We start from the raw sequence: 26,450 nt of genomic DNA, 5'->3' as shown, positions 1-26,450 counted from the left end.
TCAAGCGTTCGCCAATAATCTGTCATATTTCCGGCTGAGCATGTCATAAAACTGTTCGCGCACCTGCACTATAGTGTTTTTGAGAGCGGTGATTTGTTCCAGAGAGATATCCTTGCGGCCCATATAGACTTGTTTACGGTAGACGGCGATCTTGGCGCCGTACAAACGCAGGCTGCGCTCCAGATTTTTCTCGCCCAACATCAATAACTTGGCTTCGGCTTCCGCCAGCTTTTTAAATTCATCCACCAATTCGCTATTCACGGCTTCCAACTCGGCGCGACGCGTTTGGGGCCAGCGCTCGCCAAACTGGATGGACTCCACTACCAGTGACGAATATTTGGCGAATATGTGCGTCACCGTGCCCACTTGAGTGGACACTTCTTCCAGAATTTGCAGGCGACGATTGTCTCGTGGGTTATTCATGGTCTGGTGATTGGTTTTGCGCAGCACCACCCAAGCGGTCACCGCGGCAATCAATGCGCCCAAGCCGATTTTTAAGGAAGTATCAGTGATTTGTAAAAACAGTTCGTTATCCATAGTGCAGTGCCCCTCTGTCAGAAAATCGACGGTTTTGGTTCGTTAGCAGAGGAATTGCAATATGTAGGCCAGCGCGTTATCGATTTATCGCAGGGGTTTTAGCAGCGGCTCCAGGCCATTGAGGCGGATTTCATACATCAAGCCCAGTAGTTGGCCGAGTTTGCCTTTGGGCATGCCCTCCCGTGCCATCCACATAAGATAGTGTTCCGGGATGTCAGCAATCACATGACCAGCGTATTTGCCGTAGGGCATGGGAGTTGTCACCAGCTCTTTGAGCAGCTGCGGGTCAAAAGGGAATTCATCCATCTCAACCACCGGCCAGCTTCACAGTAAAGCCGCGTTTTTCCAATTCGGCTTTGAGTTTGTCGCGCTGGTCGCCTTGGATTTCAATGACGCCATCTTTTAATGAGCCGCCCACACCACAGGTGACTTTTAAGGCTTTTGCCAAGTCTTTGAGTTTGTTTTCATCCAGCGGAACACCGGTGATGGTGGTAACCCCTTTGCCATTGCGCCCGGCTGTTTCGCGGCGAATGCGCACTATGCCGTCACCTTGTGGGGTCTTGGCGACAGGTTTTTCTTCTTTGATGCGGCCGGTCTCGGTGGAATAGACAAGGCGGGAATTTTTGTCTTTAGTCATGGCGATGGTGATTCCTGGACAAGAGTCTGACAATTCTAACGCCACCGGCTGCTAGAATGCGCGCCATATTGAGCGTACAACCTATTTATAAACAGAGAGTGACTATGCAGATTCAGGGTCAATGGGCCGAACCTTGGCAGCCACTGGTGCATGCTTTTGCCGCCAACTTTACCCGGGGCGAGGAGGGAGCAGGCCTGGCGTTGGTGCACCGCGGCGAGTTAGTGGTAAATATCTGGGCCGGCCAACACAGCAATAAGCTGGCAGGCGTGGTGGCCCAGCCATGGCAAGAGGACACCCTGGTCAATATCTTTTCAGCCGGTAAGGGCTTGGTGGCATTGTGTATTTTGCAGCTGGTCGCCCAGGGTAAATTAGCACTGGATGCCCCGGTGGCAGATTACTGGCCCGAATTTGCCCAGGCTGGTAAAGAGCACATCACCATTCGGCAAGTAATTAGTCATCGCGCCGGGCTGTCGGCTTTCCATCAGCATATTGCCAATGAGCAAATTTTTGACTGGGCGCAAATGACCCAAGCCATTGTCGCCGAATCCAGCTGGTGGGAGCCGGGCAGTGCCCAGGGTTACTCGCCGTTTATCTACGGTTGGATTTTGGGTGAGCTGGTGCGCCGTGTGAGTGGTTATGCCAGTTTTAACTCGTATTTTCAGGCGCAGGTGGCTGAACCCTTGGGGATCAGCTGTCATTTTGGTGTGCCCGAAAACCAACTGGATAAGATCGCCGATACCGGCCCGCTCAAGCGCCCATTGGGTTCCCCTGCCACCGCAAGCGGCGCCGATAGCATTATGCTCGGCAAAATCATGAAGGCTGACCCGCGTGGAGTCACCAATCGCGCTTTTTCCAATCCGATCAGTTTGATGACCGCTACCAATTCGCGCGACTGGCGCAGTGCACAAATTCCGGCGGCCGGTGCGCACGCCAATGCCCCTGCGTTGGCGCGTATTTATGGTGCTTTAGCCAATGGCGGTAGCCTGCTTGGTGATACAGCCTTGCCTTTGTGTTGGGCGGAGCAGACCTTTGCGCAGGATCAGGTCCTGGGTTTGCCCCTGCGTTTCAGCCATGGGTTTATGCTGTCGCAGCATGATCGCCCTGACTGTCGCTACGGGCGTGGTTCCCGCGCCTTTGGGCACCCGGGGGCAGGTGGTTGTGTGGGTTTTGCCGACCCGGATTACCAACTGGGTTTTGGCTATGTTACCCATCGTATGGGGCAGAGTTTATTGATCGATGAGCGCGCGGTGTCGTTGATCGATGCCGCCTATCAACTGCTGGAGCACAACAATGTCTGACCTTGAAGAACAATTAATTGACGTTCAAACCCGTGTCGCCTACCAGGAAGATACCTTGGCGCAGTTGAATGAAGTGATTACGCGCCAGGACGCTGAAATAATCCAGCTTAAACAGCAGTTGCGTTTGATTGCACAACGCCTCGATGAACTGAGCACTAACCCGGCGCAAGGCGATACAGAAATGGCAGATGAGCGACCACCGCATTATTAATCCCAAACAGGTTTGATCTTGTGAGTGGTTGCCCGCAGGAAAACTTGATAGAACTTTGGCGCTAAAATCATCTTATTGTCGCGCAACTTCTCATTATTGTTAATAAGTGTGATTTGACGCTTTGTTTCCTGTACGAGCTAAAAAATAGTTGTCTACACTTTGCTGTCGATAGGTGTTTTTTAGATAACAGGGGCGAATTCATTCACCATGCACCACCATTCCACTCCATCGGGTAATCCGGCGCTTTTTTTGTCGGCGCATCCCGCACTTGATAACGGCCTGGATGTCGCCACAAGTGCTCCCTGGAGTATGAATGTGGCGAGTGGTGAGTTGCGTGTTAGCGCGCAAAAAGTTGATTCGCTCGCCGCTTTTTTTTCACCCCTTCATCGCGTAACTGACCTGTTAAACCACTTTCGCAAAGCCGACCGGTATCTTTTTCTGCAAGCGTTTAATGCCGACCCGCTGGATCAAGACTATGATCGGTTGCGTTCGTGCGATGTGCGTCTTTTCGGTATAAGTGGTGAACCGCTAGTGCGTTTTGTGGGGCGCCTGCGTCAACCTGACTTCGAAGCCCCCGACGCTAAAGAACAGGGGCGGTTTTTTGAGGGCGTAATTGTTGCGGCGCAACACTGGTTGGCCAAACCCAGCGATGAATATGCACTGCAATTTTTATCAAGCTTGTTTGCCGATAGCCCCATTCCCAGTTTCATCACCGATAAGCAGGGTGTGATTGTTAATATCAATGAATCCTGTGAGCGACTGTTTCATCTCTCCCATCGTCAAGCTGAGCAGGCTGCTGGCTTCTATTCAATCCTTCGTGACAAACAATTAAACAGCGACCCTGAACTTGCTGCTGCGGTGCAGGCGGTATACCACCAAGGCAAACCACAAACGTTAGAGATGAGCTACTCTCTGGGGAATATTCATCGCAGCCGTTTTATTTGTGATAAGCAGATTCATTTTCGTGTGAGTTTTGTGCCTATTCCAGATCGCCAAGGCAAGGTTGCCCAAGTGTTAGTGCAACTGCAGGACTTGTCCCGTGAGAAAAGTGCGCGCGATGCTTTGCAGGAGAGTGAAGCGAGTTACAAAGCCTTTATCACCAATAGCTCTGAGGCCATTTGGTGTTACGACATGCAGCCGCCTGTGGCGATTGATACCGAATATGAACAGCAAGTAAAACAAATCGCACACAACGCACGTTTGGTAGAGGCTAATAAGGTATTGGTCAACATGCTCGGTGTGGATTCGCTCGACGATATTCTCGGCACAGGCTTGATTGATAGTGGCTCAACAAACTATGTGTTTGATATTCATTTTTTTGTAAAAAATAATTACGTGATGGTGGATCACGACATTATTCGCCAGGATGCACGCGGTAAAAGTTTCTATTTTCAAATTTGCTGTACAGGCATTGTTGAACGCGGCCAGTTAAAGCGAGTGTGGGGAACCACCAAAGATATTACCGCCCGCCGCCGCTATGAAGAAAAACTGCGCTACCAGTCCTACCATGATTCTCTCACTGCATTGCCCAACCGCGAAAAACTTTATGCTGATATGCAAGCCTGTTTTGAGCAGCGCAGTGCTGAACAAATCAGCGCACTATTATTAATTGATCTGGATCGATTCAAGGAAATTAACGATACCTTGGGCCACAATGTGGGCGATCATTTATTGCAGTTAATTGGTCCGCGCCTGGCCAATGAAATGGCAGAAATTCCCGGCACCGTAGCGCGCTTGGGGGGCGATGAATTTGCGGTGTTTTTGCCCCGTATTCGCAGCACACATCAAGCGGTGGTGTTTGGGCACAGATTATTGGATGCGCTCTCGCAAGAGTTCGATCTGGAGGGTTTTACCGCGCAGATCTCGGCGAGTATTGGCATCGCAATATCGCCCCAGCAGGCGCAAGATCAGCATACGCTGATGCGCTATGCCGATATCGCTATGTATTACGCCAAAAGCCAAATGCTCGGCTTGGCAATTTACAGTGCGGAATACGATCCCCATTCAACCAAGCGTCTGTCTATTATCAGCGAATTGGGGCGAGCCATTCGCGAAAATCAACTGTGTCTGTATTATCAACCAAAAATTCTGTTGGATGAAAAACGCTGTTACGGCTTTGAAGCGTTGATTCGTTGGATTCACCCTGAGCTGGGGTTTGTGCCGCCAGCAGATTTTATTCCCATGGCAGAGTTGACCACTTTGATCCATCAGCTCACTGCATGGGTATTAGAAAAGGCAATATCCCAGTGCCGCACTTGGCAGGATCAAGGAATGTCGCTGAGTATTGCAGTGAATCTCTCGGCACGTAATCTAATGGATGACAATATTCCCAAGTTGGTGGAGCGGCTGTTGATTAAATATCAGCTGCCCGCCGCGCGCTTGGAATTGGAAATCACTGAAAGTTCGATCATGACTGATCCTGCGCGGGCATTGCGCAATTTAGATGCTTTACATGCGCTTGGTGTGCATTTAGCTATTGATGATTTTGGTACGGGTTATTCGTCGTTGGCTTATTTGAAACGGCTACCGGTACAGACCCTGAAAATTGATAGTTCGTTTGTGCGCAGCATGCTTGAAGATTTACAAGATGAGTTAATCGTTAATTCAACTATTCACTTGGCCCACAATTTGGGGCTAATGGTTGTGGCTGAGGGAGTTGAGAACGAGGCGCTGTTGAATCGCTTAAGTGAAATGGGGTGCGACGAAGCTCAGGGGTTTTTTATCGGTAAGCCTATGTCAGTTATCAATACAAATGAATGGCTGGTCGAATCGGGTTGGGTTAAGCAGCCGCAATAATTGCGGCTGTTTTGCAATCAACGATAAAAAACCTAAGTGTTAATTTAGAAGCCTTGCTGCTGCATTTGCGCTTCAACATATTTCAGCCGCTCTTCAAGCAGTGCAGTGCGGTAGCCATTTCCTTGCGTTAGTTTTAAGGCATTGCGCAATTGGATTTGGGCTCGATCATAAACTCCATTCAAAATAAAATATTCAGCGCGCGCTTCATGCACACCTAAAATATTGCCTGCTAAACCGTTCACTTCTGCCAACAAATACCACACATAGTCATCGTTGCTGCGCTTGCGCGAATAGCGATCAAGAATGTCGGCACACTGTTGGTAAATTCCCGCTTTCATCAAGGCTTCGGCGTGGCGAATAATCAGTGGATGGCTGTTGGGATGTTTCTGTAGCTGGTTCTCAATGATTTCCAGTCCTGCTTTGTAGCGCTCTGCGGCGACTTCGATATCGGCGCGCATGATTTGATAAGTGATGCGTTCCGGTTCTTTTTGCAGCAGTGGTGCCAGGGCTTCGCGCGCTGCATCAAACTGGCTCGATCTGGTCAGTGCCAGTGCCCAGCCATAACGGCTGGCATCGGGATAAGTTGATTCCCTATCCAATTCACTTTTAAACATCCGCGCGGCAATTTGGGGAGTTTCCTCTGCATCTACACGTACCCGGCTGCGCATAAGTTGGAACTCCAAGTCATCCTCCGCAGGCTTGCGTGCGTATTGCATGGCGCGGTTGCGGGCGTCGGCCACCCGGGTTTCACTCACCGGGTGAGTTAGCAGGTATTCGGGGGGGCGGCGATTAAGACGGTTGGCACGCACCATTTCTTCAAACATATCCGCTGCTGCATGGGGGTCGAGGCCGGCTTGAATCATGGTTTGCATGCCTATGCGGTCTGCCTCTTGCTCATTTTGACGGCTAAATGCGAGCGATGCCTGCTGTGCTGCAGCCTGGGTGCCCATAATCGCGGCTACGCCAGCATCGCTATTACTGTTCGCGGCGAGCACTAAGCCCGCGAGCATGCCTGCCAGCATTGGCATCATCATATTTTTTTGTTGTTCCAGGCGGCGTGCATAGTGGCGCTGGCTTAGGTGTCCCATTTCATGGGCAAGTACCGCCGCTAACTGGTTTTCGGTTTTGGCATAGTTGAGTAGCCCCGTATGTACCCCAATGATGTTACCGGGCACTGCAAATGCATTGAGGGTGTTGTTTTGTGCCACAACCAGATCAATGCGTTTATCATCCAACTGGCTATGTGGGAGGAGGCGAGCAAAAAGTTGCTCAAGGTAATCAATAATCAGCGGGTCCGATGAAGTAGGTACCTGGCTGCGATAAGCCCTGAGCCAGCGTTGACCAAGAATCTTCTCTTGCACCGGTGAGATCATGATTGAACTGGTATCACCCAGATTCGGTAGTTCAATCTCGGCATGGCTCGCAAAAGGATTAATAAGCAGGCTGGAAACCAGTAAGGATGCCACTCCAAGCGGCGCGAGCAAGCGCTTGGCAGTCAAGGTAAGGATGCGTTTTAAAAGCGTGGACACGGTAAATATCGGCTCCCGAAGTCGATGGCATGAGTGTTTGAAGCAGACAAAAAATAGGGCGCAACTCTAGCCTTTTTGGCGCGTAAAGAATAGGTTAGCAACCCTTTGAGACCTTCTTTAGGGCGGCTGGTTCGTTGTTAGGTAGAAATTGTTGTTTGAAACGCCGTTTTTAATGCGACATTCCTGAATTTGTCTTGGCCATCTTTGATGTGTATGGGGATGCTCCGAATATGAGTAACTCACTTTGAATGACTCACTTGATTGTTTTATTCTGCCGGTAAATGTTGAATTGGATGCCAAGGGGCTGCGTTGCCCCATGCCGTTATTAAAAGCCAAGCAGGCACTACGCGACTTGAAACCCGCAGAAGTGTTGAGAGTGTTGGCTACCGATGCTGGCTCAGTGCGCGACTTTCAGGCCTATGCCAATATCAGTGGCATTGAGTTGCTGGGGCATGAGGCGCGCGATGGTGTCTACTGTTATTTGCTGAGAAAACCACTTGTATCACCGCCTTGAAAGCCAAGTGGATGAGTTAATCACATATGATCCGTCCGCATTGTCTTGCTGGAGCGATCATGGTACGGCACCCAGAAATCTGGCTGCCTACGAATGCTGAAGTGAGTTTGTTATGCCGATATTGCCTTATCAAATGAATCCGCGAACGTGCCTGGTGCTGCTTACGGCGCTTGCCTTTGCTTTGGCAAGCTCGTTGCTCCTTGCGCAGCAAGAGGATCTACCCAAAGCCGGCTATAGTCCGCTTGCCATAGTTAAAAGCGAAAATGACAAGCGCGACTATCGTTACCTGATATTGGAAAACCAATTGCGGGTGCTATTGATTTCTGACCCCACCACTGAAAAAGCTGCGGCGGCCCTCGATATTCAAGTGGGAGCCAATCAAAACCCGGTTGATCGCACAGGACTTGCACACTTTCTTGAGCACATGCTGTTTCTGGGGACTGAAAAGTATCCCCAAGCCGGTGAGTACCAAGAATTTATCTCCCAACATGGTGGCCGCTATAACGCATTTACGGCGGCCGAAAATACCAACTATTTTTTTGAAATCGACAAAGATCAGTTAGCGCCAGCGCTGGATCGATTTTCCCAGTTTTTTGTAGCGCCGTTATTTTCCGCCGAATACGTAGAGCGCGAGCGCAATGCCGTGCATTCGGAATACATGGCCAAGTTGAAAGATGATGCGCGCCGTGAATGGGATGTTTATCGCGAATTGATGAATCCTGCGCACCCAGGTGCGAAGTTTTCGGTAGGTAATTTGACAACATTGGCTGATCGCGAAAATAATCCGGTGCGCGATGACATGATCCGTTTTTACGAGCAACACTATTCGTCGCATTTGATGAGTTTGGTGGTGCTTGGCCCAGAGCCCCTCAATAACCTTGAGGCAATGGTGCGCGATAGATTCAGTAGTGTTGCCAAACGCGATATCAATATTGAAGCAGCGTATCCACCGCTATTTGATCCATCAGGCTTGCCTGCAAGCCTTGAAATCAAACCGGAAAAAGAACTGCGCCAACTCACCTTTAACTTTCCTATTCCCAATCCCGACCAGTTTTATCGCAAAAAACCTTATGCCTACATAGCGCATCTGCTCGGACATGAAGGCCGTGGCAGTTTGTTGTCGTTATTAAAACGCTTGGGCTGGGCAGAAGGTGTGTATGCAGGAACCAGTTTGCATAGCCGCAGCGATGCCGTCTTTCAATTGAGTATTCAATTAACCCCACAGGGTGTTCGCGCGCGCGATCAGATAGTGTCACTGGTTTTTCATTCCATCGAACAACTCAAAGTGCGCGGTGCATCCTCCTGGCGCTACGGCGAATTACAACAGCTGGCTGATTTGGATTTTCATTATCAGGAAAAGCGGGCGCCAATGGAGACTGTTAGTGCATTCGCTCAAAAGATGGGTCAGTACGAGCCGCGTGATATTTTGCGTGGCGATTATATCTACGCTGATTTTGATGCAAATTTAATTGAAAAAAGCCTGTCATTTTTAAATAGCCAAAATCTACTATTGGTCTTGGTAGCTCCTGATGTCGAACCCTATCGTGTTTCAAAACTCTATTCAGCGCCATTCTCATTGCGGGCGCAAATCCCCGAAATTCTTGAATTAAAGCCTACTGTACGACAAGAATTATTCCTGCCAGAAAAAAACCTGTTTATACCCAAGCGTCTTTCAGTAAAAGCGGGCTCAATGCTTGAACAGCGCGGTGTAGTTCAAGATGTGCGTCCCAAGATTATTTATCGCAATTCCAATATGCGTGTCTGGTTTTCACAGGACCGGGAATTTAAACAGCCGCGCGCGCAAATTAACCTGCGTATTAAGTCACCATTAGTGGCTGCCAATGCAGAGGGGGCGGCACAAGCACAATTGTTTGCAGCATTAATTGTTGATCAATTAAATGAGTTTGCTTATCCCGCTAGTTTGGCGGGTATTGATTTTACGCTCACTGCCAACGGGCGCGGCTATGACTTGGGTATATTCGGTTATTCAGGTCGGCAGGGTATGTTGATGAATAAAATTATAACGGCGATAAATGCAGGGCGATTTAAAGAAGAGCGTTTTCTATTGCTGAAAGAAAATTTGCTGCGCAGTTGGCGCAACAAAAATAAAGACATGCCTTATCAAGTTCTTGCGCAGCAAATTGCCGCGCTGCAACTGGAACCATCCTGGTCTAATGCTGAGCTTATTGATGCGTTAGAGCGTAAAAGCTATGAGCAATTTAATCAATTTGTCACTCGGCAATTAATTGATGCAACGGCAGATGGATTATTTTATGGCAACTATTTCCGTGCGGAAGCCTTGAAGCTGGCCGTATTGGTTGAGCATGAGTTATTAAACCGTCGCGCTGGGAGAGAAGTGTCGCCAGTGGTTCAGTTGATGCTGCCGGAGGATTCCGCAAAACCATGGCTCTACACTCACTCGCTTGATCACAGCGATCGTGTTGTTGAGTTATTTATTCAAAGTCCTTCTGCCTCAGCGGTGGATGCCGCGCATATGATGTTAATCCGGCAGTTGCTTCAGCCAGCGTTTTATCATCAATTAAGAACTGAAAAACAATTAGGTTATATCGTGGGTGTGCTTCCCGCCCCATTGCTGGATCTTGAAAATAGTTTGTTCGTTGTGCAATCGCCCTCTTCGAATGAAGTGGAGATTATGGCGCAGATAGATCTGTTTTTAGATGAACAGGCTTCTATGCTGGCTGATAATTTTGCGATGAATCAGCAGTCTTTAATTAAAAAGTTGCAAGAGCCTGCGCGTTCACTCAAGGAGCAATCTGAGCGTTACTGGGCTTCGATTACAACCTATGACGAAACTTTTATGCGCCGCGATTTATTGGCAGAAGCTGTCGCTGCAATCACTGTTGATTCGCTTAATGAATTTTACGCAAGAGTCTTTCTGAATAAAAACAGACGCCTCTGGCTCACCTCAATAGTATTTGACCAGCGCGATAATTTTTCTGAAATTCAGAGTCTGCCTGCTTACAAAAAACAAATGAATAGAACAGTGATGCCATAATCGGGAATGTTATTTTTTGGGGCGCTCAATGGCGGATGTGCTGCATTTTTGTGCGTTATTTGTTGTGCTTTTAGCCCTAAAAATTATCATTTTTTTTACTGTTTATTGCTTGGTGAAATACAAACCTTAGGTAATAATGCGTTCCCTGTTTTGAGTGCGTGTTTTTCATGGCTTTGTGTTATGAACAGCGCTCGGTGCAGCGATCTGTGCACTAAAGTTGTGCCCCTCCAGAGTGTTACCGTGTTGGCTAGGGCTGGTAAAAAATTCACACTTATGCAAGAATTCGTGGATTTTTTACACAAGTAAAAGGAATGTTCCTCCTGTAACTCCATGATATTACAGCACTTTTTACTTTGTGCCTGTTTTTGCATGAAGCCCAGATCCAAATTCCTGTATTAGATACTACTGCTACATGATGTGCGTTATTGCGCATAGCTGAGGAGATTTGAATGCAACAAGATATCAATGCCATTGAAACAAAAGAGTGGCTAGACGCCCTTCGGTCAGTTGTTCGTCATGCGGGAAAAGATCGCGCCGCAGAAATATTAAAATCCCTGTCCGAGTCTGCTGTCAGTCATGGCATTGAGCAGCCTTCTTCCATCAAAACCCCCTATATAAATACTATCCCTGTAGAGAAAGAAATTAAGTCTCCGGGTGATTACGCCATGGAGCGTAAAATTCGTTCAATTATTCGCTGGAATGCCATGGCGATGGTGATGAAAGCGAACGATAACGATGAAGGCTTGGGTGGTCACATTGCATCCTTTGCATCCTCTGCAACCTTATATGACGTAGGTTTCAATCATTTTTTCCGCGGTAACGATGGCGATACTCCGGGCGATTTGATTTACTTTCAGGGGCATGTTTCCCCGGGTATGTATGCTCGCTCTTTTGTTGAAGGCCGTTTGAGCGAGAGTCATCTGGACAACTTCCGCCGTGAAGTGAATGGTGGCGGTTTATCTTCTTATCCCCACCCATGGCTGATGCCGGATTACTGGCAGTTCCCTACTGTATCTATGGGCCTTGGCCCAATCAAAGCGATTTATCAAGCTCGCTTTAACCGCTACATGGAAGCGCGCAGTTTAATTCCTGTTACTGATCGCAAGGTATGGGCATTCCTGGGTGATGGCGAATGTGATGAGCCGGAAAGCTTGGGCGCTATCTCACTGGCAACACGTGAGAAACTGGACAATCTGATTTTTGTCATCAACTGTAACCTGCAGCGCTTGGATGGTCCCGTGCGCGGTAACAGTAAAATCGTACAAGAATTGGAAGGTGTTTTCCGCGGCGCTGGCTGGAACGTAATCAAGGTTCTGTGGGGACGTGGTTGGGACGAACTGCTTGCTAAAGACAAAACTGGTTTGTTGCAGAAACGCATGGACGAAGTTGTCGATGGCGAAATGCAAAACTACAAAGCCAACGGCGGCGCTTACACTCGTGAACATTTCTTTGGTAAGTATCCTGAATTGCTGGAGTTGGTCAAAGACATGACCGATGACCAGATTATGGCTTTGGCTCGTGGTGGTCATGATAGTCATAAGGTATACAACGCTTACCATCAAGCAATTAATACCAAAGGCAAACCAACCGTTATTCTGGCTCAAACCGTAAAAGGCTACGGTATGGGTACTTCCGGTGAGGCGATTAATAAAACTCACTCGGTAAAAGCACTTGATATTGAAAGTCTGAAAAAATTCCGTGACCGTTTTGAATTGCCCATTAGCGACGAAGATCTGCCGAAGTTGCCGTACTATCGCCCGGCAGAAGACAGTCCTGAAATGCAATACATGAAGAGCCGCCGCAAAGAACTTAAAGGTTTTGTGCCTTCACGTAATGCCAGTTTTGACCCCTTGCTGGTGCCAGCGTTGGATGCCTTTGCTGCCCAGTTGAAGTCTACTGGCGAGCGTGAAATTTCCACCACCATGAGCTTTGTGCGTATTCTTTCATCGCTGGTGAAAGACAAAAATATTGGCAAACAAATCGTACCTATAGTACCGGACGAAGCGCGTACTTTTGGTATGGAAGGGATGTTTAAAACCATCGGTATTTATTCATCCGAAGGTCAAAAATACACCCCACATGATGCTGGCCAAATGATGTCCTATCACGAATCGGCTACCGGTCAAATTCTGGAAGAGGGCATTAACGAAGCAGGTTCTATGGCTTCCTGGATTGCTGCAGCAACGGCTTACAGTAACTACAAAAAGCCGATGATTCCATTCTATATTTATTACTCCATGTTTGGTTTCCAACGTATTGGTGATTTGGCGTGGGCTGCTGGTGATTCTCAAGCACGCGGCTTCTTGATGGGCGCTACTGCTGGTCGTACTACTTTGAATGGTGAAGGTTTGCAGCATCAGGATGGCCATAGCCATGTATTTGCTAACACCATCCCTAACTGCCGTTCTTATGATCCTACCTACGCTTATGAATTAGCGGTGATCATTCAGGATGGTATGAAACGCATGTATCACGACAATGAAAATGTCTTCTATTACATTTCGTTGATGAATGAAAACTATCAACACCCCGATATGCCCGAAGGTGCGGAAGACGGCATCATTAAAGGTATTTATCAATTGGAGAAGGGCGTTGGTAAAGCCAAAAACCGCGTTCAATTGATGGGTGCTGGTACCATTTTGCGTGAAGTGCGTTTTGCTGCAGAAATCCTGCGTAGCGAATTTGATGTGGAAGCGGATGTGTGGAGTGTAACCAGTGTGAATGAACTGACCCGCGATGGTCAGCGCGCGACTCGCTGGAATATGCTGAACCCAGCAGCTGCACAGCGTAAACCCTATATCACCCAGGTATTGGAAGGCGCTGAAGGCCCATTCATTATCTCTACCGACAACTTGAAAACCTACTCCGAGCAGCTGCGTGCCTACATTCCAGGTCACTACACCGTGCTGGGCACTGAAGGTTTTGGTCGCAGTGATACTCGCACTCAATTACGTCACTTCTTTGAAGTTAACCGTTATTTTGTGGTGATTGCTGCACTCAAGTCCTTGGCTGACCAAGGCAAGATTAAGGCTGATGTTGTTGCTAAAGCCATCAAGAAGTTTGGTATTGATCCAGAAAAAGCGGATCCGATGAGCGTATAAAACCATCGCCCTCTCACAAAGAGGGCGATGTTGTTTGTATTCGTCAAAAACATTTTATCGAATGTAGAAATAACCGATTAGTGAGGAACTACAGTGGCAATTCAAACTATTAAAGTGCCTGATATTGGCGGCGCAGAAGGCGTTGAAGTAATTGAAATCTCCGTAAAGGTGGGTGATGTTATCGCCGAAGGTGATTCAATTGTCGTGCTTGAAACCGACAAGGCTTCAATGGAAATCCCGGCCGATAAAGCAGGCAAGGTTGTCGCTATTAAAGTGAATCTTGGCGATAAAGTATCGCAAGATAGTTTATTGCTCGAAGTAGAAGCAGAAGGTGCCAGTGAAGCGGCGCCAGCTCCGCAAGCTGCTCCTGTTGCCGCTGCAGTAGCGCCAGTATCAGCACCTGTTGCGGCAGCAACCAGTGCCGAAGTGCCAATGGTTGTGCCTGATATCGGTGGTGCCGAAGGCGTGGAAGTTATCGAAATTTCTGTAAAAGTGGGTGATGAGGTTGCCGCAGGCGATTCATTGATCGTGCTTGAGACTGACAAAGCTTCGATGGAAATACCGGCTGAAGCCGCTGGTAAAATTGTGAGTCTTGCCGTCAAGGTTGGCGATAAAGTATCTCAAGGTGCTGTGATTGGTGTGTTGGCTACTACTGGTGGTGCACCTGCTGTGGCTGCTGTGCCCGTAAAGGCTGAGCCTGCCCCTGTCGCGGCGGCTGCCCCTGCTCCTAAAGCAGAAGTAGCGAAGGCTGTTGCACCGGCTATTGATGTTGAGCAAACCGGTGATGTGTACGCCGGTCCCGCTGTGCGCAAGTTGGCTCGCCAACTGGGTGTCGATATGGGCAAAGTGTCTGGCACTGGTCCTCGTGGTCGTTTATTGAAAGATGACGTTCGCGCTTACGTAAAACCGATTGTTGTTGCCGCTCAATCTGGCGCTCCAATGGGTGGTGGTTCAGGTATTCCGCGTGTTCCAGCGGTTGATTTCTCCAAATTTGGCGAAATCGAAACCATCAAAATGAGTAAAGTGAAAAAAATCACTGCGGACAATATGACCCGCAACTGGTTAAACGTTCCTCATGTTACCCAGTGGGACGATGCGGACATCACTGACTTGGAAGCTTTCCGCAATGGTTTGAAAGCTGAAGCGGAAAAACGCGGCAGCAAACTGACTCCATTGCCTTTCATTATGAAAGCTTGTGCTGCTGCGTTGGTTGCAGAGCCAAGTTTCAATGTATCTTTGCATCACGATGGCGAAAGTATCGTGCAGAAAAAATACGTGCACATTGGTATCGCGGTAGATACTCCTAACGGCTTGATGGTTCCTGTTATCCGTAACGTGGACAAAAAAGGGCTGTGGGAATTAACTGACGAAATCAATGCGATTGCGAAAAAAGCCCGTGATGGCAAGTTGTTGCCCGCTGATATGCAAGGTGGTTGTTTCACTATTTCCAGCCTTGGTGCTGCGGGTGGTAATGGTTTTACCCCGATTGTGAACGCGCCTGAAGTTGCTATTCTTGGTGTGTCTCGCGCGCAAATGAAACCAGTGTGGAATGGTAAAGAGTTTATTCCACGTAATATGCTGCCGCTGTCGTTGTCTTATGACCACCGTGCGATTAACGGTGCAGATGCCGGCCGCTTCTTTACTTATTTGACAGCTGTAATAGCGGATGTAAGACGTTTGTTGTTGTAATCATCAATATAGATGGTTTACAAAAAGGGTCAGCAATTGCTGACCCTTTTTGTTTTAATGTTGTGATTTAAAAAATATAAAAAGTCGGCATTTCTCGGTCATTTAATTTCCTCTTGCGAGCGATAATACGATGAACCAATTCCTGAAAATGATTAGTTGTGCTGTTCTATTTGTGTTTTTAGGCTGTCAAACGATTACTCAAGTTGATGACCCGAGCAATACTTACACCCCTGAAACCACCTATCAAAAGCTCGCCGCTGATTATCCTTTTATCACCATTGCCCGCCGGGATGTGCCTGATTCTGTCGTTGAAATAAAAAATATAACCTATGTTCGCTATGGCAAGCGCGCCTTGCAGCTGGATTTATATTTACCTGAATCTTCTATTACTCATTTAAAACCTGGTGTTGTATTTGTTCATGGTGGTGGCTGGCGCTCAGGCTATCGTACTAATTTCACACCTATGGCAATTGGCCTTGCACAGCGTGGTTATGTGACGGCGACAATAAGTTACCGTTTGGCAGGTGAGGCAAAATATCCTGCCGCAATCCACGATGTAAAAGCTGCCATTCGTTGGTTGCGCAGTAATGCCAAAAAATATGGTGTCAATCCTCAGCAGATTGCGGTGGCCGGCGGTTCTGCTGGTGGGCAAATTGCCAGTTTAACGGGCGTGACCAACGGACTTGAAAAATTTGATCCGCAATTGCATCGCTCGCGCATATCAAGTGATGTTCAGGCAATTATTAATATCGATGGTCTCTCTGACTTTACCTCGGAAGCGGCACGACTGCATGAGGATGATCCGCGTAAAAATCCTTCAGCGGCAGGTTTTTGGTTTGGTGGGCGCTACGCAGAAAAAACAGACTTGTGGTATGAGGCTTCGCCTACATTTTATGTCAACAAAAATACACCACCGATTTTATTTTTAATCAGCGCACAACCACGGTTTAGTGTTGGGCATGAAGAGATGATCGAAAAAATGAAACCGTTTGGAATTGCTTATCAGGTTTCAAAAATTCCAGACTCACCACACTCCTTCTGGTTGTTCGACCCATGGTTACAGCCATCTATAAACATTGCCGAGCAGTTTTTGAATCAGCAGTTCAAAATAATGCGTAGCGATAGTGCCCGGTAATTGTGTAGTCGAATAACATGTCTTCCAGTTCAGGGCCTGCACCTATGTTGTGGACAATTAGGGGGCGAAGGTCATCGCTGGAATGTTGGTCTGTCACAATGCCAATATGCGGCAAGTTCCCGGGTAGCATCCAGGTAACCAGATCGCCCGCCTGATAATCGTGCGGTTTAAGTGATATAGCTAATTTTTTGCCATGTCGCGTAAAGAAAGTTTGCAGGTTGGGCACGCGGCGATGATCGATATTGGTATCGGTTTTGGTTTGATTCCAATTGCGTCTTGCAGGGTAAAGCGAAAAATTACTGCGCATATCTTCATGCACTAATTGTTGCAGGTCTATGCCGAGCTTTCGATAAGCGCGAATGATTACATCAGTGCAGACCCCAAACTCTGCAGGCACATCGCCCATCGGGTAAGCGATTTTAAAATAGGTGCCATTGTAAGTAACGGCTGTCGCCGTTTGTGCAAGTGCTGCATCGATTAATTTACGGGTGTTGCTCTTTGGGTCGATAATGTTTTCTGCGAGGCAATATTCTGCTATGCAAAAAATTACCAGGCTCAGGATTGAGAGTGATAATTTGGTCATGATCTAGCCCTTTATTTTTAACTATCGTTATTGCTGGTGTTGCCTCGCGCTTTTATTTTCCAGAAAAGTAAACTGGAAAACCAAGAGCAATATCTTGTCAGTATAAATATTATTGCGAGACCTAAAGCTACACCGGTGGTGTTGGCGATAATGTCTGCAATGCTAAATGTGCGCGGTGGATTAAAATGCTGTGCAATTTCTATGGCGATGGAATAAAGAATTAGTACCACTGCTTGTTGCCACCCTGGCCAGTAAGGCCGGGCAAAATTAATAGAGATGGCTGCAACAGCATAGCCTGCAAAGTGCATCAACAAATCATTGAATACCGGAACGGAATTTTCAGGGTGAGGGGTTAACCCAAGATAGGTATAGATCACCAAAAGAAGATAAAACTGAATAACACATAAAAAACGCCACGCCATCTCTTGCACCATTTATTCGCCGCGGAAGGCCATGAGCATAACAGGTTGTTTTTTATGGAGCGATTGCTCGCGCCAATCGCTGTTTGGTATTACTTAATGAGCGGTACCATGGGTTCGGCAGCGTACAAGTCTTGTGGAGTATTGATATTGAAAAATGGGTCGTAGTCAATCGCACTAAACGAGACTTCTACGGGATTTTGTGCGCTCATCCAATCTTGCAAGCGAGGCATTTCATCGCTTTGTAGTTGTTGCTCCATGGGCTTGATTAATGAAGCGTGCCATAGTGCAAAGGTGGGGTGCCTGCGTGCGAGTGAGGAGGCTATTGCTAACTGTGAATGAGACTGATTGACGGCTTCTAATAGCGTTGATACCAAATCGGAGGGGAAAAACGGCGTATCGGAAGCGAAACTGACCAGCCATTCTGCATCGGGATTATCTTTATGCATCCATTGGAGGGCTGCATGAATACCCGCCAGGGGACCGCGATTGTTTGGAAATACGTCCGGCACTACGGGCAGGCGAGTGCGGGCAAAGCGCAAGCTATTGCCGTTGGCATTGAGCAGTAATTTTTTAACTTGTGGTTGTGCTCTTTCAATGGTGCGCTGCAATAGGGTTTTACCTGCCAGAGGGAGCAGGCATTTGTCGCCACCGCCCATACGGCGGGCCAAGCCTCCTGCCAGAATCACACCTACAACCGACTCAATATTACTCATAAGGTTTTTACTGCTTCAGAATCTCTATGTTGGATTAGCTGGGGGCGGAGCGCTTTTGGCGCATTAATCATCATTGTTGCCTATCCCATAGTGTAGCTGCTGCCCCGAGCCATCACCACGATTTTTACAGTAACAGGCATTTTTATGGCAATTCATTTGGTAATTAGCTTGGTTTTATATATTGCTTTTGTTGTGAGTTGTATTTCGAACGCGTGGCTTTACCCAAACTGCCAGCCTGTTCGTACCAAGTAGTTCTGGGCAAAATTGCTTTTCTCGGTGTGCAAAGTAGTATGCACACCCATTATGTTTATAGGGGGCTGTATGGAACTTAAACTCGAAGACTTTCGTCGCGAATATACACAAGGTGGTTTGGACAGGGCTGATTTGGCTGACAACCCGCTGGAACAATTCGGGCGGTGGATGGAGCAAACTATTAAATCCGGTATCCCTGATCCTAACGCCATGACAGTTGCAACAGTTGATGCCAGTGGTCAACCGTCACAGCGCATTGTGTTGCTTAAACATTTGGATGAAAAAGGGTTTGTGTTTTATACCAATCTCAACAGCCGTAAAGCGCAAGAATTGAAACAAAATCCCAAAGTTAGCCTGCATTTCCCTTGGTTCTTTTTGGAGCGACAAGTGAAGGTGTGCGGCACTGCTGAGCCATTATCAACTGCTGAAGTGCTCAAGTATTTTGTCTCGCGCCCGCGCGAAAGCCAGTTAGGGGCTTGGGCATCACAGCAAAGCCGCCCGATTTCATCGCGCGCGTTGTTAATGCAGCAGTTTGAGTCGATGAAGAACAAGTTTGCCAAAGGCGAAATTCCCGTGCCGGATTTCTGGGGTGGGTTCAGAGTCAAGCCACATCAGATCGAATTCTGGCAAGGTGGATCGCATCGGTTACACGACCGATTTCAATACACTTTGCAGGCAGATGGTACCTGGTCGATTGATCGCCTGGAGCCTTAGGTGGAAATGCGCTACGTAGCATTAACAGGATTTGGCGAAGCCAGTAATTTGCAATTGGCGCAGATGGCTATACCCGAACCGAAACCTGACGAGGTCTTGATAAAGGTTTATGCAGCGGGAGTTAATCGTCCGGACATTTTGCAGCGCCAAGGCTTGTACCCTGCGCCCGAAAACGCGTCACCAATATTAGGGCTGGAAGTGGCTGGCGAAATTGTCGCGTGTGGAGTGAATGTGAAACGTTGGCAGTTAGGCGATAACGTTTGCGCCTTGGTGGATGGTGGCGGTTATGCCGACTACGCGCTCGCACCAGCCGCGCAATGTTTGCCTATGCCCGCAGATTATTCATACGTTCAGGCAGCGGCTCTACCGGAAACATTTTTTACCGTATGGCATAACCTTTTTCAGCGTGCACATTTGCAAGCGGGCGAAACCTTGTTGATTCATGGCGGTGCCAGCGGTATCGGTGTTGCTGCAATCCAAATCGCGCGTGCGTTTGAAATTAACATCATTGCGACAGCGGGGTCGGCTGCAAAATGTGCGGCAATTGAGCGGTTAGGCGCACAAGCGATTAATTATCGCGAGCGTGATTTTGTCGCCGAGGTTAAACAGCTCACGCAGGGGTTGGGCGCCAATGTAATTTTGGATATGGTAGGTGGTGATTATATCCAGCGCAATTTTTCAGCGGCTGCTAAGGATGGGCGCATTGTGAACATTGCTTTTTTAAATGGCAGTAAAACAATGGTCGATTTTATGCCGCTGATGCTCAAACGCTTAACACTCACCGGTTCAACTCTGCGCGCGCAACCTGCTGCAGTTAAAGCAAATATCGCCGCTGAATTGGAATTGAACATTTGGCCGCTGGTGAAAGCTAAAACCATTAGTCCATTGATTGATTCCGTATTTGCTTTGAGTGATGTCGCGGCAGCGCATCGTCATATGGAATCTAATCAGCACATCGGCAAAATTATTTTGGACATGGCACCGATCAATGACTGAATCTATAAATAGCTCAACAATTAACTCCGGAAATAACCCACTCAATAGCACAGCCAATAAAAAACGCCCACTCGATGGCGTGCGCATTATTGAAGTTGGCCAATTAATAGCTGGTCCTTTTGCGGGCTGCATGCTCGGTTATTTTGGTGCGGAAGTTATTAAAATCGAACCGCCGGAGGGCGATGCAATTCGCAATTGGCGTGTGCTGGATAATGGTACGTCGTTTTGGTGGCGCAGTATCGGCCGCAATAAAAAAAGTATCACGCTCGATTTAAAACACGTCGAAGGTCAAAAAATTGCGCGCCAATTAATGGATAGTGCCGATGTGGTTATCGAAAATTTTCGCCCGGGGGTGATGGAATCCTGGGGGCTTGGGCCGGAGGTGTTAAAACGATCCAATCCCCGGTTAATTTACGCGCGTATCTCCGGTTACGGTCAAACTGGACCTTATGCCACAAAACCGGGTTTTGCATCCGTGTGTGAAGGCATGAGTGGCTTTCGCTATGTGAATGGTTTTCCCGATCAAGCGCCGGTGCGCCCCAATTTAAGTATTGGCGATACCATTTCTGGTATTCATGCTGCGCTCGGTATTGCGCTCGCACTGCTGGAGCGTAATAACAGTGGCGAGGGGCAGGTGGTCGATGTGGCGCTCTATGAATCCATGTTTAATTTGATGGAGGCAGTAGTGCCGGAATTTTCGGGGGCGGGTGTGATTCGCGAACCCTCGGGCACTACCGTCACGGGCATAGTGCCGACCAATACTTATCGCTGCAAAAATGGCAAATATGTGGTGATTGGCGGTAATGGCGATTCTATTTTCCAGCGCTTGATGCAGGTGGCGGGGCATCCGGAAATGGCCAGTGACCCACGTATGGCCAACAATGCCGGGCGCGTGCAGCACGAATTGGAAATTGATAATGCGCTCGCCGCTTGGTGCATGAGTAAAGATGCCGATGAGATTCTGCAACTGCTTGAGCAAGCGCGTGTACCGGCGGGCCCGATTTATAATGTGAAAGATATGTTTGCCGATCCACATTTTGTGGCGCGCGGTATGTTCGAACAGGTGGAGATTAATGGTAAACCGTTGCAGTTGCCTGCCATTGCGCCGCGACTTACACAAACACCGGGCGCTACCGATTGGCCGGGTGGGGAAATTGGCAGCCACACCCAGGATATTTTGCAAACACTGTTGGGCTTTTCGCCGGAACGAATCGCACAATTAAAATCGGCTGGCGTTATTTGAGATGGCCGCAAGGCCAGGGGTAAATTTATGTCACTGCAATCAGGCTTGTATCGTCATTACAAAGGCAAAGATTATTTTGTATTTCAAGTGGCGCATCACAGTGAAACGCGCGAGCCGTTAGTTTTTTATCGCTGTCTCTATGGTGACTATTCGTGGTGGGTCCGCCCCCTTGCGATGTTTACCGAAACAGTTGAGTTGGCAGGTGAAACAATTCCTCGCTTTCGTTTTTTGCGTGTGCTGGGTGAATCTGAAATGGTACATTTTTTAGCCCCGCAAATGGAATATGAGCAATCGTGAATAATCCTGATTCGGTGGAAAGTACAGCATCCGTTTTTTCGGAGCAGGACAAGCATTGGATGGATTATGCTTTTCAACTCGCTGCGCAAGGCGAAAAATTAGGTGAGGTGCCTGTGGGTGCTGTTATAGTGTGTGGCGAAAAAGTATTGGGGGAAGGGTTTAATCAACCTATCACCAGTCACGACCCCACTGCTCATGCGGAAATAATTGCCCTGCGTCAAGCGGCACAACAGGTGCAGAATTACCGTTTGGTTGGCGCGAGTATTTACGTCACCTTGGAGCCGTGCACTATGTGCGTTGGCGCGTTGGTACATGCGCGTATTGCGCGATTGGTGTTTGGTACCACAGAGCCAAAAGCGGGGGCGGTAGTCAGTAAGTCACAATTGCTGGATAACGATTATTTTAACCATCGCGTGAATTATGCTGGCGGGTTAATGGCGCAAGAATGTCAGCATCAATTAAGTGAATTTTTTGCGCTGCGTCGCGAGCAGAAGCGACAAGAAAAAGTGAAGCGGCAAGAAGCGCAGGGCGACCAAGGAAAACACGCGTAGTTGAAAAAGTAGGATTTGGAAATAAACGGTAGGATTGGAAATAAAACGCAAAGTGTAAAAATTTAGTCTGTAAAAATAAGTAGGGGCCGCAAGCGGCCCCGTACAGATACTATCCCTTAGTAGAAGTAGTCAATTTGCTCGACATTCCCTTCGATTCCCTGACCGCCTTTCCTCCTGCGCTAGCGCAATCCCTTGATGTCTCCTGACATCGCGTCCCTAACAGGTGGGCGCATCCATTGACCTTTCCTGGCCAGATCACATCATTGTCTACTTCCTTGATGTGATCATTATGCTTGCGCGCAGGCTGGCAGAATAGTCGCTAAACTCCGTATCTTTTGTGAGACATTGACTACAGGGTATAACTAAAATCGCTGTTGACTCATTACTTAATAACTTTATAGCAGGGAATATAGGCTCTACCGGGTAGTTTCATCCGGCTATCCCGCGCAAAAGACTCTAGTAGCTCATCCACAGGGTGCATAATTTCCGGATCGCCATGAAGCTCAAAATGGCCGAACTTCTCAATCGCACAAATGCCTTCCTCTTTCACATTGCCCGCTACTATGCCCGAAAACGCCCGGCGTAAGTTTGCAGCCAATTGGTTTACCGGTTGATTTTTGTGAAGTTCCAGATTACGCATGTTCTCGTGAGTGGGAATAAACGGCTGCTGTAAATCGGGGCTTATTTTGAGTTGCCAATTAAAATAGTAGGCATCATCACTTTGCTTGCGGAACTCGCGCACTTTTTTAATACCCTCTTTCATTTCACGTGCGACTGCTTCTGGGTCATTTACGATAATTTTGTAATGGGATTGCGCTTCAGTGCCCAAGGTGTCACCAATAAAGCGGTCGATATGTGCAAAATAATCTGCCGAGCTTGCCGGGCCGGTAAATACCAGCGGAAAGGGGATATCCTTATTGTCGGGATGCAAAAGAATGCCCAGAATATAGAGGATTTCTTCTGTAGTTCCTGCGCCACCAGGGAACACAATAATGCCATGGCCAAGACGCACAAATGCCTCAAGCCGTTTTTCAATATCCGGCATGATGGTAAGTTGATTAACAATTGGATTGGGTGCTTCAGCGGCGATAATTCCAGGCTCGGTAATACCAATGTAACGACCATTGGGCATGCGTTGTTTGGCGTGACCAATGGTGGCGCCTTTCATGGGGCCTTTCATGGCGCCAGGACCGCAGCCAGTACAAATATCCAGGCTACGTAAGCCTAATTGATAACCAATTTCTTTGGTGTATTCATATTCAATGCGATTGATGGAATGACCGCCCCAGCATACGACCAAATTTGGATCCAGGCCGGGTTTTAGTAAATTGGCGTTGCGCAGCATATGAAAAACGGCGTCGGTGATACCTTCTGAACTTTCCAAATTAAACTTTGGATTGCCATTAATTTCATCGTTGGTGTAAATCACATCGCGCAATACGGTAAACAGGTGCTCGCTAATACCGCGAATCATTTTGTCATCCACAAACGCATTGGCGGGTGCGTTTTTAACGGCGAGTTTTATGCCGCGTTCCTGCTGCACAATACTGATTTCAAAGTCTTTGTAGCGCTCTAATAATTCTTTGCCGTCATCCAGGTCATTGCCGGTATTGAGTACCGCAAGTGAGCAGTTGCGAAATAATTTGTAGAGTCCACTTTGACTGGAGTCTAATAATTTCGCGACCTCTATTTTGGACAGCACATTCAGTTGGTCGATGGGTGATATCAACGCATCAACCGTTTTATAAACGCCTGGCTCTGTCAAAATAGGTTGATTGGGGTTGAGGTTGCTCATAGTGTTCCTTAGCATCGGTGATGCGGTTGCTCGGAGTAATTAAGTAGTCTTGTTTTTTGTGACTGGTGTTTTAAGTGTAGTGCTAATTTACGCAGATTGTATTGGCTTGGTCTTGTATGCCCAATCAATAATTCTCGTTATGATGCTTTGTGTATGTTTTTTGATCTGCTTTTTTAATAAATGAGATGGTTATGGATTATTTACCCTGCGTAGAAATTGAAACCGGCAAGTTGCCGGTATCCGCAAGTGTCATTTGGTTGCACGGGTTGGGGGCGGATGGTCATGATTTTGCGCCTTTGGTGCCAGAATTGAATTTGCCAGAAAGTCTCTCTGTTCGTTTTATCTTTCCTCATGCGCCCGAAATTCCGGTAACTATCAATGGTGGTTACATCATGCCGGCTTGGTACGATATTCTGGAAATGAATTTGGAGCGCAAAATTGACGAGCAACAGTTATTAATTAGTGCGGCAGCTGTGCAGGCATTAATTGCGCGCGAGCAGGCGCGAGGTATTCAATCAGCGCGCATTATTCTGGCGGGTTTTTCACAGGGTGGGGCGGTGGTTTATCAGGCGGGGTTAAGTTTTGAGCAGCCTCTGGCTGGCCTGCTGGTTATGTCCAGTTATCTTGCTACTCAGGCAAGTTTGCAAATAGCGCCAGCCAATCATCGCACTCCAATTTTGATTCAACACGGGAGTCGCGATGGTGTTGTGCCGGAGCTATTGGGGCAGCGCGCTTTTCGTTTTCTTAGCGATAAAGATTGTCAGGTGAGTTATGAGACCTATGCGATGGAGCACACGCTTTGTGCTGAGCAAATACTCTCCATTTCCAACTGGCTGCAATGTTTACTTCGTCAATAATTATTCCGTTAAGCAGGCGGGATCAAAAGTATAAACACCATCCAGCCAATCGATGATTTCCTTGGCGAAGGGATTGCGGGGGAACTGACCATAACGCTGGCGCAATATCAATCGCTCGTGTTGATCCAGATTTTTTAATCCGCGCTCTTGCAGTGTATGCACATCTTCTGTCAGTTGTTGTGCCAACTCAGCGCCGCAGAGTTGCTCACAAATAAGATGGAATGCATTTTGTGCGGAATAATCCTGTGCTTGTTGGTACGCGATTGGCAGGCTGGCTAACGGAATTTTTGACAGCCAGGCTTGATTCATTGGGTTGACTGCATGGCCTGATAATTTTCCTTCGAGCTGGCTGTGCGATTGGTCGAATGCGCGCAGTTGCAATACGTTGGATTTGGCGGCGCCATCATTCACTGGGTAGTTGTCCCATAAAAATGGTTTGCGACCGATCAGCTCCTCGACTTGCAATAGATGCTCGTGGGTGTAGCTGGGCGAGCAAACTTTTTCCCCTGTCCAAAACATATCAATAGTGCTATCGAGTTGCCGGGCAAATGTTTGCCAATAATTAGCGGGCATTTTGCCAAAGACTTTTTCCAACACCGGATCAAAGCTGTAGTAGGTGGGGCAAAAGATAATGCGCTGGGCGCTACTGAGTGCGGCTGCTTCATGAGCAATATCAATTTGAATTTCCGCTAACCCGGGAATATCGCCGCGCATATCATCAAATAAAATACAGAGAATATCGGGTTGTAGATCGTTGAGTTGTTGGATACGCCGTTTGAGTTGTTGCCGTTGATCGCGCGAGTTATCCAGATAAATTTCATGAGGGCTTAGCCCCACGCCAAATTCAATTTTCGCCTCACTATAAATGTGGCGCAGCGCGACCAGTTTTTCCTTTGTTTCTGTTGGCCAATCCTGCTGCCATTGTGTGCGCAGAAATTTGTCACTTTTTGGTGCATAAATATAAAAGTCATAGTGATGCTGTACGAGAAACTCTGCATAGCTGGTGCGATCTTCCCACTGCCATTCGCGTCCAAAAAAACCTTCAATAATGCCAAGAGGTGTAGCGCGGCTTTTATTCGTTTGCATCGGTGCTCGCCTGTTTGCTGATGAGAAACGTGTTGCTGTTGTGAATTTTTTAAAGCGATATAGGTGTAAATTTGTTGAGTTTTTTACTGCTTTTTATGGTGTTGGTTTCTTCTAGGGGAATGTAACAGTGCGATAATTCTTTGTCGCTATTAGATACTGATTTCTGAAGTGTACTTCGTACATTGCCAAGGGTGGCGTCAATTGACACTATAAGCCCATCTGCCTATCATAGCGGCCTTTTTGCGCTGGGCAATTTTACGTTTTTTTCAACGGTATTTGGCACAATTCACTTGCTGTTCTGTTGTGTTATATCGACGAATATTTCTCGCGGGTTGTTGCTTTCATATTTGAATTGCTTTTTAACGCCGATCTCTAGGATGGCCTGTGTGCTGACGGGTTAATAATAGGAAGCGTATCATTTCAATTCCGTGCGTTAATCTTACATGCCTGGATTAAATCGGTAATGGCCAATATGCGG

The 26,450-nt window shown here is 47.7% G+C and carries 23 protein-coding genes; 14 read left to right on the top strand and 9 right to left on the bottom strand.

Features of this window, described 5'->3' with window-relative positions:
- The 3 genes from O59_RS11815 to yciH all read right to left on the bottom strand — a co-directional run bounded on the left by O59_RS11815 (position 1) and on the right by yciH (position 1,174).
- Positions 1-537: a hypothetical protein gene (locus O59_RS11815; RefSeq protein ID WP_007642959.1), complete on the bottom strand. Its 537-nt coding sequence runs from the start codon at positions 535-537 to the stop codon at positions 1-3.
- A gap of 84 nt (positions 538-621) precedes the next feature.
- A complete protein-coding gene (locus O59_RS11810) occupies positions 622-843 on the bottom strand; it encodes a DUF3820 family protein (RefSeq protein ID WP_007642958.1) in 222 nt (73 codons plus the stop codon).
- 1 nt (position 844) lies between these two features.
- Positions 845-1,174 carry a stress response translation initiation inhibitor YciH gene (yciH, locus tag O59_RS11805; RefSeq protein ID WP_007642957.1) on the bottom strand — a complete coding sequence of 110 codons (330 nt, stop codon included), beginning with the start codon at positions 1,172-1,174 and terminating at the stop codon, positions 845-847.
- Between the two features lie 104 nt (positions 1,175-1,278).
- Between yciH and O59_RS11800 the strand changes: the two genes are divergently transcribed.
- The 3 genes from O59_RS11800 to O59_RS11790 all read left to right on the top strand — a co-directional run bounded on the left by O59_RS11800 (position 1,279) and on the right by O59_RS11790 (position 5,479).
- Positions 1,279-2,472 (top strand): EstA family serine hydrolase, encoded by a 1,194-nt coding sequence (locus O59_RS11800; RefSeq protein WP_040392499.1) that lies wholly within the window; start codon positions 1,279-1,281, stop codon positions 2,470-2,472.
- Positions 2,465-2,683, top strand: a complete 219-nt coding sequence (locus tag O59_RS11795; protein WP_007642955.1) for a SlyX family protein — start codon at positions 2,465-2,467, stop codon at positions 2,681-2,683. The genes O59_RS11800 and O59_RS11795 overlap by 8 nt, the downstream gene beginning before the upstream one ends.
- A 207-nt stretch (positions 2,684-2,890) precedes the next feature.
- Positions 2,891-5,479: a bifunctional diguanylate cyclase/phosphodiesterase gene (locus tag O59_RS11790; RefSeq protein ID WP_007642954.1), complete on the top strand. Its 2,589-nt coding sequence runs from the start codon at positions 2,891-2,893 to the stop codon at positions 5,477-5,479.
- Positions 5,480-5,523: 44 nt separating this feature from the next.
- Here the strand turns inward: O59_RS11790 and O59_RS11785 are convergent, their stop codons facing one another.
- Positions 5,524-7,008 carry a M48 family metalloprotease gene (locus O59_RS11785; RefSeq protein WP_007642953.1) on the bottom strand — a complete coding sequence of 495 codons (1,485 nt, stop codon included), beginning with the start codon at positions 7,006-7,008 and terminating at the stop codon, positions 5,524-5,526.
- Positions 7,009-7,252: 244 nt separating this feature from the next.
- Here O59_RS11785 and O59_RS11780 point away from each other — a divergent pair, with 244 nt between their 5' ends.
- The 5 genes from O59_RS11780 (at position 7,253) to O59_RS11760 (ending at position 16,463) form a co-directional block, all read left to right on the top strand.
- Positions 7,253-7,522 (top strand): sulfurtransferase TusA family protein, encoded by a 270-nt coding sequence (locus O59_RS11780; protein ID WP_007642952.1) that lies wholly within the window; start codon positions 7,253-7,255, stop codon positions 7,520-7,522.
- Positions 7,523-7,634: 112 nt separating this feature from the next.
- Positions 7,635-10,538, top strand: a complete 2,904-nt coding sequence (locus tag O59_RS11775; protein WP_157152561.1) for an insulinase family protein — start codon at positions 7,635-7,637, stop codon at positions 10,536-10,538.
- 449 nt (positions 10,539-10,987) lie between these two features.
- Positions 10,988-13,639, top strand: a complete 2,652-nt coding sequence (gene aceE, locus O59_RS11770; protein ID WP_007642943.1) for a pyruvate dehydrogenase (acetyl-transferring), homodimeric type — start codon at positions 10,988-10,990, stop codon at positions 13,637-13,639.
- 93 nt (positions 13,640-13,732) lie between these two features.
- Positions 13,733-15,328, top strand: coding sequence for a dihydrolipoyllysine-residue acetyltransferase (gene aceF, locus O59_RS11765; RefSeq protein WP_007642941.1), 1,596 nt, complete (start codon positions 13,733-13,735; stop codon positions 15,326-15,328).
- A 352-nt stretch (positions 15,329-15,680) separates the two neighbouring features.
- Positions 15,681-16,463 carry an alpha/beta hydrolase gene (locus O59_RS11760; RefSeq protein WP_232283080.1) on the top strand — a complete coding sequence of 261 codons (783 nt, stop codon included), beginning with the start codon at positions 15,681-15,683 and terminating at the stop codon, positions 16,461-16,463.
- Here the strand turns inward: O59_RS11760 and O59_RS11755 are convergent.
- The 3 genes from O59_RS11755 to mobA all read right to left on the bottom strand — a co-directional run bounded on the left by O59_RS11755 (position 16,432) and on the right by mobA (position 18,181).
- Positions 16,432-17,046 carry a DUF1287 domain-containing protein gene (locus O59_RS11755; protein WP_007642938.1) on the bottom strand — a complete coding sequence of 205 codons (615 nt, stop codon included), beginning with the start codon at positions 17,044-17,046 and terminating at the stop codon, positions 16,432-16,434. The genes O59_RS11760 and O59_RS11755 overlap by 32 nt on opposite strands.
- A gap of 17 nt (positions 17,047-17,063) precedes the next feature.
- On the bottom strand, positions 17,064-17,480 hold the full coding sequence (locus tag O59_RS11750) for a VanZ family protein (protein ID WP_007642937.1): 417 nt from the start codon (positions 17,478-17,480) through the stop codon (positions 17,064-17,066).
- A 77-nt stretch (positions 17,481-17,557) separates the two neighbouring features.
- Complete coding sequence (gene mobA / locus O59_RS11745; RefSeq protein WP_007642936.1) at positions 17,558-18,181, bottom strand: molybdenum cofactor guanylyltransferase MobA; 624 nt, start codon at positions 18,179-18,181, stop codon at positions 17,558-17,560.
- A gap of 321 nt (positions 18,182-18,502) precedes the next feature.
- On the opposite strand from mobA, the gene pdxH reads away from it, so the two are divergent.
- Genes pdxH through tadA form a run of 5 tightly spaced genes read left to right on the top strand, consistent with a single transcriptional unit; the run spans position 18,503 to position 22,234 of the window.
- Positions 18,503-19,147, top strand: coding sequence for a pyridoxamine 5'-phosphate oxidase (gene pdxH / locus O59_RS11740; protein WP_007642935.1), 645 nt, complete (start codon positions 18,503-18,505; stop codon positions 19,145-19,147).
- A 6-nt stretch (positions 19,148-19,153) separates the two neighbouring features.
- Positions 19,154-20,143 carry an NAD(P)H-quinone oxidoreductase gene (locus tag O59_RS11735; protein ID WP_040392494.1) on the top strand — a complete coding sequence of 330 codons (990 nt, stop codon included), beginning with the start codon at positions 19,154-19,156 and terminating at the stop codon, positions 20,141-20,143.
- Positions 20,136-21,386, top strand: coding sequence for a CaiB/BaiF CoA-transferase family protein (locus tag O59_RS11730; protein WP_007642933.1), 1,251 nt, complete (start codon positions 20,136-20,138; stop codon positions 21,384-21,386). Before O59_RS11735 ends, O59_RS11730 begins: the two co-directional genes overlap by 8 nt.
- 27 nt (positions 21,387-21,413) lie before the next feature.
- Entirely contained in the window at positions 21,414-21,683 is a 270-nt protein-coding gene (locus O59_RS11725) for a DUF1653 domain-containing protein (protein ID WP_007642930.1), read from the top strand.
- Positions 21,680-22,234 (top strand): tRNA adenosine(34) deaminase TadA, encoded by a 555-nt coding sequence (gene tadA, locus O59_RS11720; protein WP_007642929.1) that lies wholly within the window; start codon positions 21,680-21,682, stop codon positions 22,232-22,234. Before O59_RS11725 ends, tadA begins: the two co-directional genes overlap by 4 nt.
- A 382-nt stretch (positions 22,235-22,616) precedes the next feature.
- On the opposite strand, the gene ppnN is transcribed toward tadA, so the two are convergent.
- Complete coding sequence (gene ppnN / locus O59_RS11715; RefSeq protein ID WP_007642926.1) at positions 22,617-24,029, bottom strand: nucleotide 5'-monophosphate nucleosidase PpnN; 1,413 nt, start codon at positions 24,027-24,029, stop codon at positions 22,617-22,619.
- A 191-nt stretch (positions 24,030-24,220) separates the two neighbouring features.
- On the opposite strand from ppnN, the gene O59_RS11710 reads away from it, so the two are divergent.
- Positions 24,221-24,886, top strand: coding sequence for an alpha/beta hydrolase (locus O59_RS11710; protein WP_040392279.1), 666 nt, complete (start codon positions 24,221-24,223; stop codon positions 24,884-24,886).
- Here the strand turns inward: O59_RS11710 and O59_RS11705 are convergent, their stop codons facing one another.
- A complete protein-coding gene (locus O59_RS11705; RefSeq protein ID WP_007642924.1) occupies positions 24,887-25,972 on the bottom strand; it encodes a beta-N-acetylglucosaminidase domain-containing protein in 1,086 nt (361 codons plus the stop codon).
- Between the last annotated feature and the right edge of the window lie 478 nt (positions 25,973-26,450).

It is taken from the genome of Cellvibrio sp. BR (assembly GCF_000263355.1).
In the GTDB taxonomy this organism is placed as follows: Bacteria; Pseudomonadota; Gammaproteobacteria; order Pseudomonadales; family Cellvibrionaceae; genus Cellvibrio.
Note: the sequence above shows the minus strand (reverse complement) of the source record. Positions and strands in the feature narration are given on the sequence as shown.

Bases quoted from the DNA above. Each gene is read 5' to 3' on its own strand.
- O59_RS11815 (WP_007642959.1), bottom strand. From the start codon at position 537: ATGGATAACGAACTGTTTTTACAAATCACTGATACTTCCTTAAAAATC.
- O59_RS11810 (WP_007642958.1), bottom strand. From the start codon at position 843: ATGGATGAATTCCCTTTTGACCCGCAGCTGCTCAAAGAGCTGGTGACA.
- yciH (WP_007642957.1), bottom strand. From the start codon at position 1,174: ATGACTAAAGACAAAAATTCCCGCCTTGTCTATTCCACCGAGACCGGC.
- O59_RS11800 (WP_040392499.1), top strand. From the start codon at position 1,279: ATGCAGATTCAGGGTCAATGGGCCGAACCTTGGCAGCCACTGGTGCAT.
- O59_RS11795 (WP_007642955.1), top strand. From the start codon at position 2,465: ATGTCTGACCTTGAAGAACAATTAATTGACGTTCAAACCCGTGTCGCC.
- O59_RS11790 (WP_007642954.1), top strand. From the start codon at position 2,891: ATGCACCACCATTCCACTCCATCGGGTAATCCGGCGCTTTTTTTGTCG.
- O59_RS11775 (WP_157152561.1), top strand. From the start codon at position 7,635: ATGCCGATATTGCCTTATCAAATGAATCCGCGAACGTGCCTGGTGCTG.
- aceE (WP_007642943.1), top strand. From the start codon at position 10,988: ATGCAACAAGATATCAATGCCATTGAAACAAAAGAGTGGCTAGACGCC.
- O59_RS11755 (WP_007642938.1), bottom strand. From the start codon at position 17,046: ATGACCAAATTATCACTCTCAATCCTGAGCCTGGTAATTTTTTGCATA.
- O59_RS11750 (WP_007642937.1), bottom strand. From the start codon at position 17,480: ATGGTGCAAGAGATGGCGTGGCGTTTTTTATGTGTTATTCAGTTTTAT.
- mobA (WP_007642936.1), bottom strand. From the start codon at position 18,181: ATGAGTAATATTGAGTCGGTTGTAGGTGTGATTCTGGCAGGAGGCTTG.
- pdxH (WP_007642935.1), top strand. From the start codon at position 18,503: ATGGAACTTAAACTCGAAGACTTTCGTCGCGAATATACACAAGGTGGT.
- O59_RS11735 (WP_040392494.1), top strand. From the start codon at position 19,154: ATGCGCTACGTAGCATTAACAGGATTTGGCGAAGCCAGTAATTTGCAA.
- O59_RS11730 (WP_007642933.1), top strand. From the start codon at position 20,136: ATGACTGAATCTATAAATAGCTCAACAATTAACTCCGGAAATAACCCA.
- O59_RS11725 (WP_007642930.1), top strand. From the start codon at position 21,414: ATGTCACTGCAATCAGGCTTGTATCGTCATTACAAAGGCAAAGATTAT.
- ppnN (WP_007642926.1), bottom strand. From the start codon at position 24,029: ATGAGCAACCTCAACCCCAATCAACCTATTTTGACAGAGCCAGGCGTT.
- O59_RS11710 (WP_040392279.1), top strand. From the start codon at position 24,221: ATGGATTATTTACCCTGCGTAGAAATTGAAACCGGCAAGTTGCCGGTA.
- O59_RS11705 (WP_007642924.1), bottom strand. From the start codon at position 25,972: ATGCAAACGAATAAAAGCCGCGCTACACCTCTTGGCATTATTGAAGGT.